This is a genomic window from Paracoccus indicus (assembly GCF_003056335.1).
GTDB lineage: Bacteria > Pseudomonadota > Alphaproteobacteria > Rhodobacterales > Rhodobacteraceae > Paracoccus > Paracoccus indicus.
Genome location: NZ_PYWA01000008.1, coordinates 99,045 through 119,771, shown reverse-complemented (window position 1 = coordinate 119,771; position 20,727 = coordinate 99,045). Strand labels below are relative to the sequence as shown.

General features: G+C 64.1%; 18 protein-coding genes. 16 read left to right on the top strand and 2 right to left on the bottom strand.

All coding sequences use genetic code 11. The features are described from left to right. Positions 1–87 precede the first annotated feature (87 nt). From DDE75_RS14030 to DDE75_RS17775, 16 genes are all read left to right on the top strand, one after another. Positions 88–1,320, top strand: coding sequence for an ABC transporter substrate-binding protein (locus DDE75_RS14030; protein WP_108503018.1), 1,233 nt, complete (start codon positions 88–90; stop codon positions 1,318–1,320). 72 nt (positions 1,321–1,392) lie between these two features. Continuing rightward, a complete protein-coding gene (locus tag DDE75_RS14025; protein WP_170310956.1) occupies positions 1,393–2,304 on the top strand; it encodes a carbohydrate ABC transporter permease in 912 nt (303 codons plus the stop codon). A gap of 4 nt (positions 2,305–2,308) precedes the next feature. Continuing rightward, the gene (locus tag DDE75_RS14020; RefSeq protein ID WP_108503017.1) at positions 2,309–3,154 is read left to right on the top strand and encodes a carbohydrate ABC transporter permease; all 846 of its coding nucleotides are present in this window, start codon (positions 2,309–2,311) and stop codon (positions 3,152–3,154) included. Continuing rightward, a complete protein-coding gene (locus DDE75_RS14015) occupies positions 3,151–5,199 on the top strand; it encodes an alpha-galactosidase (protein ID WP_108503016.1) in 2,049 nt (682 codons plus the stop codon). Before DDE75_RS14020 ends, DDE75_RS14015 begins: the two co-directional genes overlap by 4 nt. Next, positions 5,196–6,083, top strand: coding sequence for a 2-dehydro-3-deoxygalactonokinase (locus tag DDE75_RS14010; RefSeq protein ID WP_108503015.1), 888 nt, complete (start codon positions 5,196–5,198; stop codon positions 6,081–6,083). Before DDE75_RS14015 ends, DDE75_RS14010 begins: the two co-directional genes overlap by 4 nt. Positions 6,084–6,098: 15 nt before the next feature. Next, positions 6,099–6,704: a 2-dehydro-3-deoxy-6-phosphogalactonate aldolase gene (locus DDE75_RS14005; RefSeq protein ID WP_108503014.1), complete on the top strand. Its 606-nt coding sequence runs from the start codon at positions 6,099–6,101 to the stop codon at positions 6,702–6,704. Continuing rightward, positions 6,701–7,546: an SMP-30/gluconolactonase/LRE family protein gene (locus tag DDE75_RS14000; RefSeq protein WP_108503013.1), complete on the top strand. Its 846-nt coding sequence runs from the start codon at positions 6,701–6,703 to the stop codon at positions 7,544–7,546. The genes DDE75_RS14005 and DDE75_RS14000 overlap by 4 nt, the downstream gene beginning before the upstream one ends. A 229-nt stretch (positions 7,547–7,775) precedes the next feature. Further along, positions 7,776–8,897, top strand: coding sequence for a GDP-mannose 4,6-dehydratase (gmd, locus tag DDE75_RS13995; RefSeq protein ID WP_108503012.1), 1,122 nt, complete (start codon positions 7,776–7,778; stop codon positions 8,895–8,897). A gap of 8 nt (positions 8,898–8,905) precedes the next feature. After that, positions 8,906–9,868 carry a GDP-L-fucose synthase gene (gene fcl, locus DDE75_RS13990; RefSeq protein ID WP_108503011.1) on the top strand — a complete coding sequence of 321 codons (963 nt, stop codon included), beginning with the start codon at positions 8,906–8,908 and terminating at the stop codon, positions 9,866–9,868. Continuing rightward, the gene (locus DDE75_RS13985; RefSeq protein WP_108503010.1) at positions 9,868–12,087 is read left to right on the top strand and encodes a tetratricopeptide repeat protein; all 2,220 of its coding nucleotides are present in this window, start codon (positions 9,868–9,870) and stop codon (positions 12,085–12,087) included. The genes fcl and DDE75_RS13985 overlap by 1 nt, the downstream gene beginning before the upstream one ends. A 43-nt stretch (positions 12,088–12,130) precedes the next feature. Further along, positions 12,131–13,621: a hypothetical protein gene (locus DDE75_RS13980; protein ID WP_108503009.1), complete on the top strand. Its 1,491-nt coding sequence runs from the start codon at positions 12,131–12,133 to the stop codon at positions 13,619–13,621. A gap of 54 nt (positions 13,622–13,675) precedes the next feature. Continuing rightward, complete coding sequence (gene rfbC / locus DDE75_RS13975) at positions 13,676–14,233, top strand: dTDP-4-dehydrorhamnose 3,5-epimerase (protein ID WP_108503008.1); 558 nt, start codon at positions 13,676–13,678, stop codon at positions 14,231–14,233. Next, positions 14,230–15,267, top strand: a complete 1,038-nt coding sequence (gene rfbB, locus DDE75_RS13970) for a dTDP-glucose 4,6-dehydratase (protein WP_108503007.1) — start codon at positions 14,230–14,232, stop codon at positions 15,265–15,267. The genes rfbC and rfbB overlap by 4 nt, the downstream gene beginning before the upstream one ends. After that, positions 15,267–16,115 carry a dTDP-4-dehydrorhamnose reductase gene (gene rfbD, locus DDE75_RS13965; protein ID WP_108503056.1) on the top strand — a complete coding sequence of 283 codons (849 nt, stop codon included), beginning with the start codon at positions 15,267–15,269 and terminating at the stop codon, positions 16,113–16,115. Before rfbB ends, rfbD begins: the two co-directional genes overlap by 1 nt. Next, positions 16,112–16,984 carry a glucose-1-phosphate thymidylyltransferase RfbA gene (gene rfbA / locus DDE75_RS13960; RefSeq protein WP_108503006.1) on the top strand — a complete coding sequence of 291 codons (873 nt, stop codon included), beginning with the start codon at positions 16,112–16,114 and terminating at the stop codon, positions 16,982–16,984. Before rfbD ends, rfbA begins: the two co-directional genes overlap by 4 nt. A gap of 420 nt (positions 16,985–17,404) precedes the next feature. Next, complete coding sequence (locus tag DDE75_RS17775) at positions 17,405–18,169, top strand: calcium-binding protein (protein WP_108503055.1); 765 nt, start codon at positions 17,405–17,407, stop codon at positions 18,167–18,169. A gap of 182 nt (positions 18,170–18,351) precedes the next feature. Here DDE75_RS17775 and DDE75_RS13950 read toward each other — a convergent pair whose 3' ends face one another. Both DDE75_RS13950 and DDE75_RS13945 read right to left on the bottom strand, forming a co-directional pair. Then, positions 18,352–19,428 carry an FAD-binding oxidoreductase gene (locus tag DDE75_RS13950; RefSeq protein WP_108503005.1) on the bottom strand — a complete coding sequence of 359 codons (1,077 nt, stop codon included), beginning with the start codon at positions 19,426–19,428 and terminating at the stop codon, positions 18,352–18,354. Between the two features lie 4 nt (positions 19,429–19,432). Continuing rightward, entirely contained in the window at positions 19,433–20,665 is a 1,233-nt protein-coding gene (locus tag DDE75_RS13945; protein ID WP_108503004.1) for an aromatic ring-hydroxylating oxygenase subunit alpha, read from the bottom strand. Between the last annotated feature and the right edge of the window lie 62 nt (positions 20,666–20,727).

Genomic DNA, 20,727 nt, shown 5'->3' with positions numbered 1-20,727 from the left:
CGTTGTTGACAAGGCTAATCGATTCGCAGCATAGTTTCAATATTCAAAACTGAGTTTCACTATTTGGAACCTAATGGGGAGGAGACCATGGTCCATACGAAACGAGGGCTGCTGCTGGCTGCACTGCTGGCCACCACCGCACCCGCTTTTGCACAGACCCGCGAACTGGTGATGAACACGGATGCGTCCGATCCCGCGCCCAAGGCTGCCTTCGAACAGCTGATCGCGGATTTCGAGGCCGAGTATCCCGACATCAAGGTCAAGGTGAACACTTTCGACCACGAGGGTTACAAGACCGCCATCCGCAACTTCCTGACCGCCGATGCGCCCGATCTGGCCAATTGGTACGCGGGCAACCGCATGGCGCCCTTCGTCGAGGCCAACCAGTTCCTGGACGTCTCCGATGTCTGGGCCGAGAACGGGCTGAACGAAAGCCTGCATTCAGCCGCATCCGCGATGACCATCGACGGCAAGCAGTGGGGGATCCCCTATACCTATTACCAGTGGGGCATCTACTACAACAAGGATGTCTACGAGCAGGTCGGCGTCGAACCTACTGACAACTGGGAAGAATTTCTGGCCAATTGCGCGAAGTTCCAGGAGGCCGGGATCGACTGCGTGACCACCGGCTCGAAGGCGCTTTGGCCCATCGCGGGGATCTTCGATTACCTGTCGCTGCGTACCAACGGCTATGACTGGCACATGCAGCTGACGCGCGGCGAGATCCCCTGGACCGACGACAAGGTCAAGGCCGTCTTCGCCGAATGGGAAAAGCTGCTGCCCTATACCTCGAAGAACCATGCCGCGATCGACTGGCAGGATGCCGTGTCGAATGTCGTGCAGGGCAAGGCCGCCAATTACGTCATGGGTAACTTTGCCGCGGCCACGTTCAAGGATGGCGGCATGACCAATGACACCCTTGGGTTCATGCAGTTCCCGACGATCAATCCCGACATCCCGCGCGCCGAGGAGGCTCCGACCGATACGATCCACATTCCGGCCGGTGCCAAGAACCCCGAGGACGCCAAGCTGTTCCTGGCCTATCTGGCCCGCGCAGACGTGCAGACCAAGATGAACGAGACGCTTGGCCAGCTGCCGATCAATGCCGACAGCACCGTCGGCGACGATCCCTACCTGCAGGCCGGGTTCGAACTGTTGTCCACTGCCGAGGGTGGCATCGCGCAGTTCTTCGACCGCGACGCATCCCCCGAGATGGCCAAGGCGGGGATGGAGGGCTTCCAGGAATTCATGGTCCGTCCCGAACGCCTCGACACCATCCTGGAACGGCTGGAGCGCGTGCGCCAGCGCGAAGCCGGCTGACATCAGGCGGGCGGTCCCCATCGAACCGCCCGCATCCTTCTTGCACCCACCCGCTTGCCCCGGAGGTCCCGCATGACCGCCCTTCCCGACATCCACCCGCCGAAAGCGCGCGCGCGTCGCCGGAACAGCCTGACACCCTGGCTGTTTCTTGCGCCGGGCATGCTGATGTTCGCCGTCTATGTGCTGATCCCGATCTTCCAGTCGGTTTGGGTATCCTTCCATGATTGGGATGGCCTGGGACCGATGCGCTGGATCGGCTTGGCCAATTATTCCGAGCTGTGGTGGGACGATGCCTTCTATACCAGCCTGAAGAACAACGTCCTTTGGCTGGCGCTCTATCTGCTGGCGGTTCCGCTTGGGCTGTTGATCGCACTATTCCTGAACCAGACGGTCAAGGGCATCCGCATCTACAAGTCGCTGTTCTTCTTCCCCTTCGTCATCAGCCAGGTGGTCGTGGGGCTGATCTTCTCGTGGTTCTATGCGCCGGGCTTCGGGCTGCTTTACGTGCTGATCGAATGGGTCACGGGGACGGGTGTCGCGATCCTGGCGGATGAACGCTATGTCACCTATGGCATCATCGCGGCGGGCCTCTGGCCGCAGATCGCCTATTGCATGATCCTGTATCTGACGGGTCTTAACGCCGTCGCCCCCGACCAGATCGAGGCTGCGCGTCTGGACGGCGCCAAGGGCTGGCGGATGCTGTGGCATGTGGTGCTGCCGCAACTGCGCCCCGCGACCTTCATCGCGGTGGTCGTCACCGTCATCGGCGCGCTGCGCAGCTTCGACCTGGTCAGCATCATGACCTCGGGCGGGCCCTTCGGGTCCAGCCGCGTGCTGTCCTATTACATGTACGAACAGGCGCTGTCGGAATACGGCTATCGCATGGGTTACGGCGCGGCCATTGCCGTGGTGCTGTTCGCCATCATGATGATCTTCATCACGGGCTTCATCTGGAAGATGTGGCGCGACGAGAGAGGGCTTTGATCCGATGTTCCCCCGTCCCATCCAGACCATGTCCCCCGCCTTTCAGCGCAGCTACAAGATCGCACTGCCGATCATGCTTGTGCTGTGGCTTCTGCCCCTGCTGGGGGTGGCGCTGACCTCGCTGCGTCCCTCGGGCGATCTGGCCGCCGGCAATTACTTCGGCATCCCGTCCCGCATCGCCTTCGAGAATTATGCCGACGTCTTCCGCAATTCGCCCATCGCGCAATACCTGCTGAACAGCTTCCGCATCACCATTCCCACGGTGATCGGCGCGGTCGGCCTGTCCTGCCTGACGGGCTATGCGCTGGCGGTCTACAAGTTCCGGCTGTCGCTGGTGGTGTTCTTCATGTTCGTGGCGGGCAACTTCGTGCCCTTCCAGATCCTGATGGTGCCGGTGCGCGACCTGACGGTGAACATGGGTCTCTACAACACCGTCACCGGGCTGGCGCTGTTCCATATCGCCTTTCAGACGGGGTTCTGCACGCTGTTCATGCGCAACTTCATCAAGGCCCTGCCGCGCGAGCTGATCGAGGCTGCGCGTGTCGAGGGCGTCAACGAATGGCAGATCTTCTGGCACATCGTCCTGCCGCTGGTCCGCCCGGCCATCGCGGCGCTGTCGGTGCTTGTCTTCACCTTCATCTGGAACGATTACTTCTGGGCGATGGTGCTGACCACGGGCGCCGAGACGCAGCCCATTACCGCAGGCCTGAACAGCCTGAACGGCCAATGGGTCGCGGCCTGGCATCTGGTCTCGGCGGGGTCGATCCTGGCCGCCATGCCTCCGGTCCTGATGTTCTTCCTGATGCAGCGCCATTTCATCGCCGGTCTGACCTTGGGTGCGGTGAAATGAGGGTTTGGCGCATCGACACCGACGCCCAGACCCTGGTCTTTGGCAGCGATGGTGGGATGGCCTGCTGCCATTACTGGGGCGCGCCCCTGCCCGCCGATCAGGATCCGGGCGATCTGGTGGCGGCGGGTGCGGGTGGCATCACTGGCGGCATGCTGGACGAACTGCCGCCCCTCTCGCTGCTGCCCGAGGAGCGGCGCAGCTTTCCGGGCCAGCCGGGGCTGGTGGCGTTCGACACCGATGGCACGCCCCTGGAACCCGCATGGGCGCTGCAATCCGCCGATCAGGACGATGGGCTGACACTGGTTCACGCGGCAGACGGGCTGACCCTGACCCACCGCATCCGACCGCAACCGCACGGATTGGTCGCCATCACCGCCAGCCTGACCGCCGATCGCCCGATCCGCCTGCATTGGCTGGCCGCTGCCGCCCTGCCCGTCCCGCCGCATATGGACCAGCTGACCGAGCTGGCGGGCCGATGGACGCGCGAATTCCAGCCCGTGACCAGCGATCTGGACCACGGCACCCGCATCCGCGACGCCCGGACGGGCCGGTCGGGGCATGAACACCCCCCGCATCTGTGGCTGGCCACCCATGGCACGACCCATACGCGGGGCGACGTGATGGCCCTGCATTACGGCTGGTCGGGCGGTCACCGCATGGTGGTCGAGGCCCTGCCCGAGGGGCGCCGCCAGATCCAGCTGGGCTATGCCTCGGGGTCGGAACGCGCCGCCGCCACCCGCTTCGACAGCGCCGAGATGCTGCTGGCGCGAGGCGATGCGGGGCTGAACAGCGTGTCCATCCCGTTCCAGCGCGCCATCCGCGACCGCCTGCCCCATGCCCGCCAGCCCCGCCCCGTCCATTACAACGGGTGGGAGGCGATCTATTTCCGCCACGACGCCGAAGAACTGGCCGAAATCGCCGCCCGCGCGGCGGCGCTTGGGGCGGAACGCTTCGTGCTGGACGACGGCTGGTTCGGGCGGCGCGACGATGACACGACCTCGCTTGGCGATTGGCAGATCGATCCGCGCAAGCATCCCCATGGCTTCCAGCCGCTGATCGACCGGGTACAGGAACTGGGCATGCGCTTCGGCCTCTGGGTCGAGCCCGAGATGATCAACGAGGACAGCGACCTTTATCGCGCCCATCCCGATTGGGTGCTGGGACCTGCCGATCAGATCCGGGGCCGCAACCAGCTGCATCTGGACATGACGCGCGACGATGTGCGCGACCACTTGTTCGCGCGGTTGAACGCGATCCTGCGCGATTGGGACATCGACTATGTCAAATGGGACCACAACCGCCTGACGCCCTTCCCCGATGCGGGTCAGACGCGCGGCGTCTATGACCTGCTGGACCGGCTGCGTGCCGCCCATCCGCAGGTCGAGATCGAAAGCTGCGCCTCGGGCGGGGGGCGTATCGACGCGGGCATCCTGGCCCGCTGCCCGCGGGTCTGGCTGTCCGACAGCAACGACGCGCTGGAACGCCTGCGCATCCAGCATCAGGCGGCGTGCTTCCTGCCCGCGATCGCCACGGGCAGCCATGTGGGGCCGCGCGAATGCCACACCTCGGGGCGGGTGCTGCCGATGGCGCTGCGTGCCTGGACCGCCGCCCAACGGCACATGGGCTTCGAGATGGACCCCCGCGAACTGACCGAGCCAGAGGCCCAGACCCTGACCCGCGTCACGACTTGGTGGAAGGCCAACCGCGACTGGATGCTGGCGGGCGACATCTGGCGGCTGGACCGGCCCCAAGGGGCGCTGGCCGAGATGCAGATGGCGGCGGATGGATCGCGGCTGGTGATCTTTGCCGCGACCTTGGAAAGCCCCGCGGCCCTCCAGCCGCCTGCGCTGCGCCTGACGGGGCTTGATCCCAAGGCGCGCTACCGGCTGCGGATGATTGAAAAGCCGATTGGGCATCATACGTCCCATACGGCGATCAGCCGGGGCGATGTGACACTGACCGGCGCGGCGCTGATGGCGCAGGGGGTTGCCCTGCCGCCCGCCTTCCCGCAGACCGTCGCCGTGATTGAAGGAATGCGTTTGTGACTGCCGAGATAGACTGGATTGCCGCCGATTGGGGCACGACGAACCTGCGCCTCTGGGCCATGTCGGGCCGCAAGGTGGTGGAACGACGGACCTCGGACCGGGGGATGGGCGTGCTGGGGCCTGACGATTTCGCCACCGTGCTTGACCAGGCGACCCAAGGCTGGCCCGCTGTCCCCGTCGTCGCCAGCGGCATGGTCGGTTCGCGCCAGGGATGGGTCGAGGCGCCCTATGCCCCCGTCCCCTGCCCCGCAACGCCTCGCATGGTCGCCGTCCCCGGCGATCCGGGCGGGCGGCCCGTCCGCATCGTCTGCGGCATCCGTCAGGACAGCCCCGCCGACGTGATGCGCGGCGAGGAGACGCAGATCGCGGGTCTTCTGGCGATGACACCCGATTTCGACGGCATCGCCTGCCTGCCCGGCACCCATACGAAATGGGTGCGCATCTCGGCGGGCGAGATCTGCAACTTCAAAAGCCTTATGACCGGCGAACTGTTCGCCCTGATCGCGGGCCAATCTGTGCTGCGCCATTCGGTCGGCGGCGAAGACTGCGACCAAGACGCCTTCATCGCCGCACTGTCCGACGCGATGGCCCGCCCCGAACGCGGCTATGGCGGGTTGTTCCAGCTGCGCGCGGAATCGCTGCTGCAGGGGTTGGCGCCAGCGGTCGCCCGTGCCCGTCTGTCGGGCACGCTGATCGGGTGGGAACTGGCCGCGGCCAAGCCTTGGTGGCTGGGCTGCGACGTTACTATCATCGGCGCGCCGGCGCTGTCCTCGCTCTATGAACAGGCGCTGAGGGCGCAGGGCGTGCCAGCCGCCATGATGTCGGTCGAGGATGCGACCCTTGCCGGTCTTGCCGCCGCATATCAGCACTTCAAGTCAAACTGACCGAAAGGCCCCGCCATGTCCCGCCCCCTGATCGCCATCCTGCGCGGCCTGACCCCGCCCGAGGCCCCCGCCATCGCCCATGCCCTGATCGAGGCCGGCATTACCCGCATCGAGGTTCCGCTGAACTCGCCCGATCCCTTGGACAGCATCGCCCTGCTGGCACGCGACTTCGGCGATGTCGCGACCATCGGTGCGGGCACGGTGCTGACGCCTGCGCAGGTGCAATCGGTGGTCGATGCGGGCGGGCGGATGGTGCTGTCGCCCAATTGCGACGCCGACGTCATCCGCGCCACGCGTGCGGCGGGCATGGACAGCTTTCCGGGCATCATGACCCCTTCCGAGGCTTTCGTGGCGCTGAATGCGGGCGCCTCGGGGCTGAAGCTTTTCCCGGGCGAATTGATCGGCCCCAAGGGGCTGCGCGCGATGCGGGCGATCCTGCCCGCGAGGACCGCGATGTGGGCAGTGGGCGGCGTGTCCGCCGAAAACATGGGCGAATGGCATCAGGCGGGGGCCGCGGGCTTTGGCATCGGGTCGTCGCTCTACAAGCCGGGCGATGACGCGGCAGCTGTCACCGCCAAGGCCCGCGCGATGGTCGCGGCATGGGACGGGGTGGTGGCATGATCTTCGACGACACCCCCTGCGCCTTGGGCGAGGGTGCCTTGTGGCATTCCGACCTGAACGCGCTGATCTGGTTCGATATCCTCTCCAGGCGCATGTATCTGAAGCCCTTGGATGGCACGCGCCGGCACTGGGACTTCGACGACCATGTCTCGGCCGCGGGGATCGTGGATGCGGACCGGCTGATCGTGGCATCGTCGCGGGCATTGATGCTGTTCGACCTGCGCGATGGATCGCGGCAGGATCTGACCCCGCTGGAGGCTGACAACCCCGTCACCCGTTCCAACGATGGGCGTGCCGATCCTCAGGGCGGTTTCTGGATCGGCACGATGGGGCTGAATGCCGAAGAGGGTGCGGGCTCGATCTGGCGCTTCCATAGGGGAGAGCTGTGCAAGCTGTTCGGCGACATCACCATCACCAATGCCATCTGCTTTGCGCCCTCGGGCGATGCGGCCTGCTTCACCGATACGGCCAAGGGCGTGATCATGCGCGTCCGGCTGGACGCCGATGGATGGCCCGTCGGCGAGGCCGAACCCTTCATCGATCTGCGTGCCGAGGGGCTGAACCCCGATGGCGCGGTGATGGACGCGGAGGGCGGGCTGTGGTCGGCCCAATGGGGGGCAAGCCGTGTCGCACGCTATGACGCGCAAGGTCGGTTCGACCGGGCAGTGATGCTGCCCGCGGCGCATGTGTCCTGCCCCGCGATCGGGGGTCCAGAACTGGATACCCTGTTCGCGACGTCGGCTACCCAAGGCATGGACAGCCCCGGTCCCCACGACGGGTGCACCTTCGCCGTTCCCCTGGACGGCAAGGGTCAGGCCGAGCATCGGGTGATTCTGGGCTGATACTCTCGGGCATCCGTTGTTTGGCGCGAAGATGGCGACCGGATGCCTTGCGAATTGCCGTCTTCCTGTGGCCGTTCAGCGAACCTTCACGATATTCGTGCAAGCTGCCTCATCAATCACAAGACTGCGCACTTGAGACTTGGACAACCGCCGGGACGTGACGTAAACCGGAAAGAACGGGCGGCCTTTCAAGCGATGGCCAGTATGTGTGTGCAAATGAGGGATTTGGATGACAAAACGGGCGCTTATCACCGGGATCACAGGTCAGGACGGATCCTATCTGGCTGAGCTGCTGATGGAAAAGGGCTATGAGGTCCATGGCATCAAGCGCCGGTCCTCATCGCTGAACACGCAGCGCATCGACCACATCTATCAGGACCCTCATGCCGAAGATGCGCGGATGTTCCTGCACTACGGGGATCTGGGCGACACATCCTCGGTCATGCGCATCATGGAAGCCGTCCGCCCCGACGAGGTCTACAACCTCGGCGCCCAATCCCATGTCGCCGTCAGCTTCGAGACGCCGGAATATACCGCCAACGTCGATGCGCTTGGCACGCTGCGGATCCTGGAAGCGATCCGGTTTCTGAAGCTGGAAGACAAGACCAAGTTCTATCAGGCCTCGACATCCGAGCTTTACGGCAAGGTCCAGGAAATTCCGCAGCGCGAGACGACGCCCTTCTATCCCCGATCGCCCTATGCGGTGGCCAAGATGTATGCCTATTGGATCGCGGTAAACTATCGCGAGGCCTATGGCATCTATGCCTGCAACGGCATCCTGTTCAACCACGAGTCCCCCCGCCGGGGCGAGACCTTCGTGACCCGCAAGATCACCCGCGGCATCGCCAATATCGCCCAGGGGCTGGAAGATTGCCTTTACATGGGCAACATGGATGCGCTGCGGGACTGGGGGCATGCCAAGGACTATGTCCGCATGCAGTGGATGATGCTGCAGCAGGACGAGCCCGAAGATTTCGTCATCGCGACGGGCGTGCAATATTCGGTGCGCCAGTTCATCGAATGGTCGGCGGCGCAGGTCGGCATCACCTTGCGATTTGACGGCCAGAACGAGGCCGAGGTTGGCATCGTCGACTCCGTCGTCGGTGACGATGCCCCCGGTGTCACCGCAGGACAGGTGATCGTGCGCGTCGATCCGCGCTATTTCCGCCCGACCGAGGTCGAGACCCTGCTGGGCGATCCCACCAAGGCGCGCGAAAAGCTGGGCTGGACCCCGCAGATCACCACCCAGCAGATGTGCGAGGAGATGGTGGCGGAGGATCTGAAAGCCGCACGTCGTCATGCCCTGCTGAAGACGCATGGCTATGACATTCCCCTCTATCAGGAAAGCTGAGGTTCGACATGACACGGATCTTCGTGGCAGGTCATCGGGGCATGGTCGGCAGCGCCATCCTGCGCCAGTTGCAGGCACGGCGCGACGCGGGTGAACCGCTGGAGCTGATCACCCGCACCAGCAGCGAGTTGGACCTGACCGAACAGGCGGCGGTGCGCGACTTCATGGCGACCGAACGGCCAGATGCGGTCATTCTTGCGGCGGCCAAGGTGGGCGGCATCCATGCCAACAACACCTATCCGGCCGAATTCATCCACAAGAACCTGATGATCGAATGCAACGTCATCCACGAGGCCTACGCCGCCGGGGTGACGCGCCTGCTGCAGCTGGGCTCCAGCTGCATCTATCCGCGCGAAGCGCCCCAGCCCATCCGCGAGGATGCGCTGCTGACCGGCATCCTGGAACCGACGAACGAACCCTATGCGATCGCCAAGATCGCGGGGATCAAGCTGTGCGAAAGCTACAACCGGCAGTATGGCACCGATTTCCGGTCGGTCATGCCCTCGAACCTCTATGGCCCGGGCGACAACTTCGACCCCGAGAACAGCCATGTCATGCCCGCCCTGATCCGCCGCTTCCACGAGGCGCGCGAAAAGAACCTGCCCGAGGTCGTCATGTGGGGCACGGGCACGCCGCGCCGCGAATTCCTGCATGTGGACGACATGGCGCGGGCCTCGCTCTTCGTCTTCGACATGGACCGCGACACCTATCAGGCCAATACCGATCCGATGCTGTCGCATCTGAACGTCGGCAGCGGCACCGATATCGCCATCGGCGAACTGGCGCAGATGGTGGCGCGTGTGACGGGATACCAGGGGCGCATCGAAAACGACCTGACCCGGCCCGACGGGACCATGCGCAAGCTGATGTCTTCGGACAAGCTGATGGCGATGGGCTGGAAGCCGCAGGTCGATCTGGAACGCGGTGTGGCGGAAACCTATCAGTGGTTTCTTGAAAACCGCGCGGGTTGATGACGATGGCGGAGACCCACGGCAAGCTGATCGCCTTTCGCGCCGACCGGATGGGGGGGCGGCTGATCGCGCTGCTGAACACCATGCGGTTCGCGCGCAGCTTCGACCTGCCCTTCGTGGTCCACTGGCGTGACAGCGACGGCCTTGGCGACGGGACCGAGCTGTTCGACAAGGATTTCGTCCGCGACCATTTCATCGACAAGCCGACCTATCAGGAGATGAAGCGCAACGCGACGGCCATCGGCACCGTCATCCAGAGCGCCTCGCGCGAGCAGTTCATGGAGAACCTGCGCGGTGGCATGCACGTCCTGCTGGACCCGCCCTTCGACGTGCTGAAGATGCCCTTCGAGGATCAGGACGAGGTCAACCGAACGTTCCGCGAAGTCGTGGCCAGCGTGCCGCTGAACCCCGTTCTGGCGCAGCATCTGCGGGCGCTTGGCGCCAAGCTGCGCGACGACGGGCGGCGGACTGTGGCCTATCACATCCGGCGCGGCGATCTGACCAGCGACCTGCGGGCGATGAACCGCGCATGGCCCAACAAGTTCGTCCCCGATGAATTCTTCGAGGCCCATATCCGCGCCAACATGGATGGCGACGGTGCGCGCACCATCTTGTTCAGCGACAACCAGAGCGTTCTGGACCGCTATACCGCCATGTTCCCCGAGTTGCTGACATTCTCGAAGGTCGCCGACACGACCGGGCTGACCGAGTTGCAGCGGGACGCGCTGGAACTATTCGCGATGTCGATGTCGGACCTGATCGTGGCCCCGCCGTCCTCGGCCTTCAGTTCGACCGCCAAGACCATCGGCGGCGGCGATTTCCGCGATGTCGAATCCGATATCACGCCCGAGGCACGTCATGCCGCGCTGGACCTTCTGGCCAGCCGCCTGAAGACCCGGCCCGAACTTTTCGCCAATGAAGGCGAGATCGGGCAATACCTGGTCTATGCCTGCGAACATCTGGTCAAGACCGGACGGCGCGGCGAATTCGTGGATCTGGCACGCCAGCACATCGAAGCCGGGCTGAACATCGCCTTCATCTATGCGATGGCCTTCCGCGAGATGTTCTTCGACGGCCAGTATCAGGCCATCTGCGACCTGCGCCCCGCGGTGGACCGCGGCTTCGTCACCTTCCAGCGCAGCTATGCGCAGATCGCGCTGTATCACGGGCTGGCCCTGCTGATGCTGAGACGCAAGCCCGAGGCGATGGAGCAGATCACCTCGGCCTTCTGGCACGAACCGGTCGAGGGCGAGATCAACGCCTTGGCGGGCCTGCTGCGCGGTCAGGGCGATTACCACGACGGCAACTTCTGGGTCACCGACACGCATATCGAACAGCTGTTCCCGAACCGCTTCATCGTCGACCATATCCGCAATTTCTATACCGCACCGGTCGAGGCGGGCATCCTGACATTCGGCAAGATGGTCCCGACCAACCGGGTGATGGTCTGGGAATGGCCGGATTTCACCCGCTCGGACCTGCGCAGTCACTACAAGTTCCGCGGACATTTTCGTTCGATCCTGAAGATCCTCGAACGGCGGACGTGGTCCCCTGCCCTCAAGCCGCATTTCGACAGCTTCACCGGCATGATCGCCCTGCGCGAAGGCGATCTGGCGCTGGCCGAGGAACTGATGCTGCAAGCCATCGATGCCAAGCCCGAGATCGCGCTGTTCCACAAGCGGCTGGCCGAATTGCGCCATGAACAGGATCGCCACGACGATGCCTTGGCGGCGATGGACAAGGCCATCGCCCTGGAACCCGGCGTGACGATCTTCCGCGCCATGCGGGGGCTGTTCCAATGGCGCGCGGGCGATGCGGCGGGGGCCGCCGACCTGCTGGTGCAGATCGTGGACGAGGGGCAGTTGCAGTTCCCGTCGGTCTATTTCCTGGCCGCGGATGCGGCGCAGGATGCGGGCCGGATCGAGGATGCCGTCCGCATCCTGGAACGCGGCCTGTCATTGGCGCCCATGAATTGGCGCAGGCAGCATGCCTTGGCGGAGATGAAGGCGCAGCTTGGCGATGCCGCAGGGGCCGGTGCCGTCCTTGACTGGGCGCTGCAATGGGCGGACGATCACCCTCCGCTGGTAATGCTGAAATCCGATCTGCTGGTCGAGGCGGGGCAGGTCGATCGGGCGCGCGCCCTTCTGGAACGGCTGATGGTCCGATATCCGGACAAGAAGCAATACATGCGGCGCCACAAGAAGCTGGCAAACTTGTAGCGGCGACGATGGTCCCATCGTCACCCGATCAGGAGAAGAGATTATGAGACGTGGTCACAGCAGGGTCGGTCAGGCGCATTTCCTGGTCTATTCCAACGGGGTCGATCCCTTTGCCCGAAACGCCGACGACTATTGCGCATCGGCCCTGAAGGTCGGCTTCGACAGCGCACGCCACGTGACCGAGGAGGACCTGAAGCAGACCCCGTTCTGGGAGGAGAACCGCTTCATCCTGGAACAGGAGCGCGGCGCAGGCTACTGGCTGTGGAAACCTTGGATCATCTTGCAGAAACTGCGCGAGGTCGGGCCGGACGACATCGTCATCTACAACGACGCGGGCCGCTATGGCGCGGGCAGCTTCCACCAGTTCCCGGCCTTCCCCCATGCCGCGGTCGAGCTTTGCGCCCTGACGCCCAAGCGCTTCATCCACGGCTTCATCTCTAACTGGCAGATCCAGGGGCATTACACCAAGCGCGATGCCTTCGTGCTGATGGATGCCGACACCGATGAACAGCGTCTGGCGGCCCAGGTCTGCGCGGGGCCGCTGTTGTTTATGCCCTCGCAGGCCAGCTTCGACTTTCTGGAACAATGGTTGGCGTACTGCAAGGACCCGCGCATCCTGACCGACCAACCCGACGAAACCGGCCCGACGCATGAAGCCTTCCGCGATCACCGCCATGACCAGTCGGTCGGCTCGATCCTGGCGCATAAGACCAGGGCGCATTACTTCGACTTTTCCGAAAGCGGCGCCTTTGCCGCCTCCGAGGACACGCGCCAGCGCAACCGCCACGTCCCGCGCCTGCAGACCCATATCGGATATGTCTCGCTGATCGCGGGGCGCGCCATGCCGGATGATTTCCTGGTCCGCGACGAACCCGACCTGTCCGAGCTTTCGCACCTGCTGCGCAACCTGACCCCGGACGAGCCGGTGCCGGTCCATCCCGACAAGGTTCCCCAGCCCGTCCTTGCCGCCGAGCTGGAGGAGCTGCTGAAGAACCCGCAACCGACGTTGTGCCGCGATCACCTGCAACTGGCCGTGGCCGACAACCGCATCACCAACTCACGCCTGCACGTGCTGAACAAGCACCTCGAGGAGGCGCCGTTCTTCTGGGAACTGGCGATCCGCGCCTTCCGCGACCGCGCTGCCGCCATGCACGCCGAGGGACGGGAACCAACGATGGACGATGTCCCGACCCTGGCCGTCACCGCGCTGCGCGATGCCGAGGCGCAGATGCCGGACCTGCGTCGAAAAGTGATGTCGGGCTTTGTCTGGACCCTGTTCAGCGACGACGCCCGCGCGATCTTCAAATCGGCGCATAAGAACGTCAAATCGACCAAGGGCAGCATCGCGATGGAGCGTTTCGTCGCGCTTCTGGACGAATTGGACTTCATGCCGGTCGAGGTCGAGGTCGCGGGCAAGGACAAGATCCTGGCCGGGGAGGTCTCCCGTCGCCTGATGGACTGGATGCTGGTCGACCACGTTCCCGCATCGACGAACGACACGCCGCAAGGTGATCTTCAGGGCCGCGATCATTGACGGGGTGCCTTCGGGGTGGCTAACCCTGTCCGGGCAAACGGGCCAGAGGTGACGATGCAGATCCAGACGACAGCCTTGCCGGGCGTGGTGGTCATCACGCCCGCGCGACATGGCGACACACGCGGCTTCTTCAGTGAAAGCTGGAACCGCCGCAGCCTTGATGCGGCAGGGCTGCACCTGCCCGAATTCGTCCAGGACAATCATTCCCTGTCACGCCATGCCGGCACGTTGCGCGGGTTGCATTATCAATCGCCCCCCCATGCGCAGGGCAAGCTGGTGCGCTGCGGTCGCGGCGCGCTGTTCGACGTGGCGGTGGACGTGCGGCGCGGCAGCCCGACATTCGGACAATGGATCGGCGAAGAACTGAGCTTCGAGAACGGTCGCCAGTTGTGGATACCCGCGGGCTTCCTGCACGGCTTCGTCACGCGCCGGGACGACACCGAGGTCGTCTACAAATGCACCGATCATTATGACCCCGATTGCGACGGTGCCGTGGCATGGAACTCGCTTGGCATCGATTGGGGGATCGAAGATCCGATCTTGTCCGACAAGGACCGCGCCGCCCCCGCCTTTGCCGACTGGCAGTCGCCCTTCGACTGGCACGTCGCATGAAGGTGCTGGTGACAGGGGGCGCGGGGTTCATCGGCTCGGCCGTGGTGCGGCTGGCCATCGCGCGGGGGCATCATGTGGTCAATCTGGATGCGCTGACCTATGCCGCAAACCTGCGCAATGTCGCTACCGTGGCCGACGACCCCGCCTATGCGTTCGAACATGCCGATATCCGCGACCCGCAGGCGCTGGACCGTATCCTGGCGCAGCACCGCCCCGATGCGGTGATGCATCTGGCCGCCGAAAGCCATGTCGACCGGTCGATCGATGGTCCCGCGACCTTCATGCAGACCAACATCATGGGTACCTTCAACCTGCTGCAGGCCGCGCGCGCCTATTGGATCGCCTCGGGGCGACCCGTGGGGTTCCGCTTTCACCATGTCTCGACGGATGAGGTCTTCGGCAGCCTCGGCCCGACGGGCAGCTTCACCGAAACCACCGCCTATGACCCCCGCAGTCCCTATTCCGCCAGCAAGGCCGCCTCGGACCACCTGGTGCGGGCGTGGCATGAAACCTATGGCCTGCCGGTGGTCCTCAGCAATTGCTCCAACAACTATGGGCCCTACCATTTCCCCGAAAAGCTGGTGCCCGTGGTCATCCTGAACGCGCTGGCCGGGCGCCCGATTCCCGTCTATGGCGATGGCGGCAACATCCGCGACTGGTTGCACGTCGAAGACCACGCCGATGCCCTGCTGACCGTTCTGAAACAGGGCCGTCCCGGTCGCAGCTATAACATCGGCGGCGAGGCCGAGGTCCGCAACATCGACCTGGTGTCTATGATCTGCGCGCATATGGATGTGTTGAACCCCGATGGTGCGCCGCATGACAGGCTGATCGAATTCGTGCCCGACAGACCGGGACACGACAGGCGCTATGCCATCGATCCAACCCGGATGCGGACCGAGCTTGGATGGCGTCCCTCGGTCACCCTGGATCAGGGACTGCGGCAGACGGTGGAATGGTATCTGCAGAACCGCGATTGGTGGCGCCCCCTGCTGGATCGTCAGGGCGTGGGCCAGCGATTGGGCACGGCATGATGCGGGATCTGCTGGTCTTCGGCCGCACGGGACAGGTGGCGCGCGAATTGACCCGCCTGGCGCCCAAGGCGCGCTTCCTGGGGCGCGATCAGGCGGATCTGAGCGACCCGCAGGCCTGCGCCGCTGCCATCGACGGTGCGGGCGCGGTCATCAATGCCGCCGCCTATACCGCCGTCGATCAGGCCGAGGCCGAACCGCAACTGGCCCATCGGATCAACGCCGAGGCTACGGCAGCCATGGCGCGGGCCTGTCGGATGCGCGGCATACCCTTCGTGCATGTCTCATCCGACTATGTCTTTTCAGGCGAAGGCAATGCGCCGCGCTGCGAGGATGACCCGACCGGGCCGCTGAACGTCTATGGGGCATCGAAGCTGGCGGGGGAACGGGCGGTGTTGGATCAGGGGGGTCAGGCGGCCATCCTGCGGACCTCATGGGTCTTTTCCGGTCACGGGCGAAACTTCCTGACCACCATGCTGAACCTGGGCGCTTCACGGGACCGGCTGTCAATCGTCGACGACCAGCTCGGCGGTCCGACCCCGGCTGCAGATATCGCCGCCGCGCTGCTGCGCATGGTTCGCATGATGCAGGACGATCCCGCCAAGGCGGGCATCTTTCACCTGTCGGGCGCCCCCGACGTCTCATGGGCGGGCTTTGCAGCCAGCATCTTCGAACAGGCCGGTCTGGCCTGTCGCGTCGATCCCATCCCGACAGCCGATTATCCGACCCCCGCCAAACGCCCGCTGAATTCGCGGTTGGACTGCAGCCGCATCCAGCGCGAGTTCGGCATCGAACGGCCCGACTGGCGCCAAGCCATCGGTCGCATCTTGGACAGTGAAAGGCAGACATGACCGACCGCAAGGGCATCATCCTGGCCGGGGGCAGCGGCACGCGCCTCTATCCGATCACGCTGGCCGTGTCGAAGCAGCTGCTGCCGCTCTATGACAAGCCGATGATCTATTACCCGATCACGGTGCTGATGCTGGCGGGCATTCGCGACATCGCCATCATCACCACCCCCGAGGATCAGACCCAGTTCCAGCGCCTGCTGGGCGATGGCGGTCAATGGGGTCTGCGCTTCACCTATATCGTGCAACCCCGCCCCGAGGGCCTGGCGCAGGCCTATCTGCTGGCGGCCGAATTTCTGGACGGGGCACCCTCTGCGATGGTGCTGGGTGACAACATCTTCTTCGGCCACGGCTTGCCACCGATGCTGCTGGCGGCGGACCGGCGCAAGACCGGCGCGACGGTCTTCGGCTATCACGTCCGCGACCCCGAGCGCTATGGCGTGATCGATTTCGATGCGCAGGGCGGCGTGCGCGCCATCATCGAAAAGCCCCAGGTCGCGCCCTCGTCCTTTGCGGTCACCGGCCTCTATTTCCTGGATGGAACGGCCCCCGAGCGTGCGTCCCGGGTCACGCCTTCCGCCCGGGGCGAACTGGAGATCACCTCGCTGCTGCAATCCTATCTGGATCAGGGGCAGCTTAATGTGGATCGCATGGGGCGTGGATTTGCCTGGCTGGACACCGGGACCCATGAAAGCCTGCTGGATGCCGGGAATTTCGTCCGGACGCTGGAAAATCGGCAAGGCCTGCAGTCGGGATGCCCCGAGGAGATCGCCTTCGAATCAGGCTGGATCACCCGTGAGGAACTGGCCTCGCGCGCCCGTTTCTTCGAGAAGACGGGCTATGGCACCTATCTCTTCAAGCTTCTAGATTGATGCATATTAATTTAAAACGCATTCAAACAACCAGAGCGGTATTCATAAATATAAAAAACAACTTAATTAAATAACCCGCCCGTGTATTTATCGTTGTCATTATAATTTTAACTATCTAATAATAACTCATGCAGGGCGCCAAGGCAGTTCACCTTGGTTCCTGCACGACCGGGTCCTGCAGGACCTTGGTCCGGGCACCTGATCGGTTGGTCGGGCGCAATGTCAGAAAACTTGTGCAATTTCAAACGGACCCATTCGGGACCGCCGAGGGGCTTTGTCCGGTTCTGTTTGCGGACGCATTCACGATTGCCGGTTTCTGACAGTTCGACATCCACTCCGGCCACGTGGGCGGGGTCACTGGACGCCGGCCCATGTCGGTCCGGCTTTTCAACGAGTTCTTTTTTTCCGATGGAGGAAGACATGGCCGAGATTCTGGGAACTGCAAATGACGACGATCTGGTCGGTACCGGCGGCGCCGATACCATCAAGGGCGGAGACGGAAATGACGATATCCAGGGTGGTGGCGGTAGCGACCATCTGAAGGGCGATGCCGGAGACGATGTCATCTCGGGTGGCGCGGGTGGCGACCTGGTCGAAGGTGGTGAAGGCCGTGACACCGTGCTGGGTGGTTCGGGCGACGACACCGTGCGCGGCAACGACGGCAACGATCATCTGTCGGGCGGCGTCGGCAATGACGTCATCGATGGTGGCAATGGCAACGACAAGATGTTCGGCGGCCAGGGCAACGACAAGATGTTCGGTGGTGCCGGCAACGACAAGATGTTCGGCGGCGACGGAGCCGACCGTCTTGAGGGCGGCGCAGGCAACGACCACCTTTCCGGCGGCGGGGGCGGCGACGTTCTGGACGGCGGCCAGGGCAAGGACATCCTGGACGGTGGCGCAGGTGCCGATATGCTGACCGGCGGCGCGGGTGCGGATATCTTCATCTTCCACGATGGCGGCGGACGCGACACCTTTGTCGATTTCACCACCGGCGGCGCCAGCGACACCCTGCAGCTGAGCAACAAGCTGTTCGATGCCCCGATGAGCGCCGAAGACGTCATCGACATGTATGGCACGATGGTCGACGGCGTGGCAGCGCTGGACTTCGGCGACGGCGACATGATCATCTTCCAGAACATGACCGACCTTTCGGGCTTGGCCGGACATATCGAATTCATCTGATCGACCGGATCTGCATGACCATGACGGGCGGCACTCTCACGTGTCGCCCGTCTGCGTTCCGGGGGCGTTGATGCCCTAACGGGCGGACAAGGCGGATTGGATGGCTTCATCCATGCCGCTGCCTACCGAAGGCACCTTCGGCAATGTCGCCGTGCAGCTTGCAGGACAAGGGCCGCAGGCGCTCAGACCTCGACCGAAACGCGTCCCATCGGGTTCGAGCAGCAGGCAAGGATCCAGCCGTCGGCGATGTCGTCGTCGCTGATGCCGCCATTGTGGACCATATGCACATCGCCCGCAGTCTTGCGGATCTTGCAGGTCCCGCACAGGCCGAAGGTGCAGCCCGAGGGGATGTTCAGCCCGGCCCGCTTGGCCACCGCCAGCACGGTGTCGGTTTCGGCACAGGCCGCAGTGACGCCGCTGGTGGTGAAGGTGACCTGGGCGCGCGCATCCTCGTCGGGCGCCACGTCGTCGATGACGGGCGCCTCGGCCTCGGATTCGATGGGCGTGCCGAAGCTTTCCTGGTGATAGCGGTCCATGTCGTAGCCAAGCGCGATCAGCATGTCGCGCACTGCCTGCATGAAGGGTTCAGGACCGCAGCAGAAAACCTCTCGTTCCAGATAGTCGGGCGCCATCAGGCCCAGCATCAGCTGGTTCAGGCGGCCTTGGTATCCGGTCCAGGTGATATAGGGCTCGGGTTCTTCGATGGTGAAGCGCAGCTGGACGCCCGGCACGCGGGCGGCGAACTGCTCCAATCTTTCGCGGAAGATGATGTCGGATGGGCGCCGTGCCGCATGAACGAAGGTGATGTCGGCATTCTGCGCCTGATCCCAGGCCCATGTGGTCATCGACATCATCGGCGTGATGCCCGACCCTGCCGAGATGAACAGGTATTTCTGCGCCGGATGCCGGTGGAAGCTGAAGATGCCGCCCGGACCAAAGGCCTTCAGCCGCATGCCCGGCTTCAGGTGATCCAGCATCCATCGCGTCCCGATCGATGTCGCCTGTGCCTTGACCGTCACCGAGATCGACAAGGGCCGCGATGGCGAGGACGAGATCGTGTAGGTCCGCTGCACGTTGCCCCCCGGCACCGGCAGGTCCAGCGTCACGAACTGCCCGGGCTGGTAATCGAACCAGGCCCCCGATGGTGCGCGGAAGATGAAGGTGGCCGTGTCGCGGGTCTCGGGGACGACCATGACACATTCCAGATGCTCGTCGTCGGACCAGGGTTCGGCATTCCAGTTCAGGCGGGGCTTTTTCATCGGGTCACTCTGCGGCGTGCTGCATTCCAAGGCGGGCGGACATCAGACCGCAGTACCAATCGACGAAATGGATGACCCCGGCCTCTTGCGTGGGGGAATAGGGTCCGGGCTGATAGGCGGGCGAGAGGATGCCCTTCTGGTTTTCCTCGACCACCTGGCGATCCTCGTCATTTGTGTTCAGCCAGACGCGGGTCAGCGTCTCGACGTCGTAATCCACGCCCTCGACCGCGTCCTTGTGGACCAGCCAGTTGGTGGTGACCTGCGTCTCGGTCGGGCTGATCGGCAGGATGCGGAAGACGATGGCATGATCGGGCAGGAAGTGGTTCCAGCTGGAGGGGAAGTGATACAGCATCAGACTGCCCGCATCATTCCACGGAATGCTGCCCATGCGACGGGTGACGGCGGCCTTCCCGGACATGGTGAAGCTTTCCTGATCGTCCATCAGCGGCACGCGGGCCATGCGCCATTGCATCTGCGGATCGTTGACGAAGCGCGCGGGCAGATCGGCCGCGTCGCAGCGCGCCCAATGGTCCAGGATCTCGGGGCTGGCGGCATTCGGCCCCTCCATCACCGTCATCAGCGGATCGTCGGAATAGGTGCGGCACAGCGAGGGGTGCGATCCGCCGCAGTGATAGCATTCGCGGTTGTTTTCCAGAACCAGCTTCCAGTTGCCGTTCTCGACGATGGTGCTGGAATGGGCGATCTTGGCATCCGTCAGCCCCGAGGGGCCGACATAGCGCATCACGTTCTGGGCAAACTCGCTGATCGGCGGCGGCACCTGCGCCAGGCAGACGAAGACCATTCCCGCCAGCTCGACGCAATGCACCGGCTTCAGCCCGTATTTCGAGGCGTCGAAATCCGGCCCCATGTCGCGCGCAAAGACCAGTTTGCCCGTCAGGTCGTAGGTCCACTGGTGATAGGGGCAGACCAGCTTGGGGTTGCTGCCGCTGGCCTTGGCGCAGAGACGCTGGCCCCGGTGCCGGCAGACGTTGTGAAAGGCCCGCAGGCGGCCATCGTCGCCGCGCGTGATCACCACCGGCGATTCGCCCACCTGCAGGGTGGTGAAGCTGCCGGCCTTCGGCAATTCGCAGGACGGCCCCGCGAACAGCCATTCGCGATACCAGATCAGGTCCAGATCATCGCGGTAGGCCTGTTGCCCGCAATAGAGATCGCGCGGCAGGGCGTGGTCCGGCAGGCGATCGGCGATCAGCTGTGCAGTCGAGGGTGCGTATGTCATGGCGCGGATCGTTCCCAAGGCGCTTGGCGGTGGCATTCCCTCACAAGGTAAAAGCCGATGGG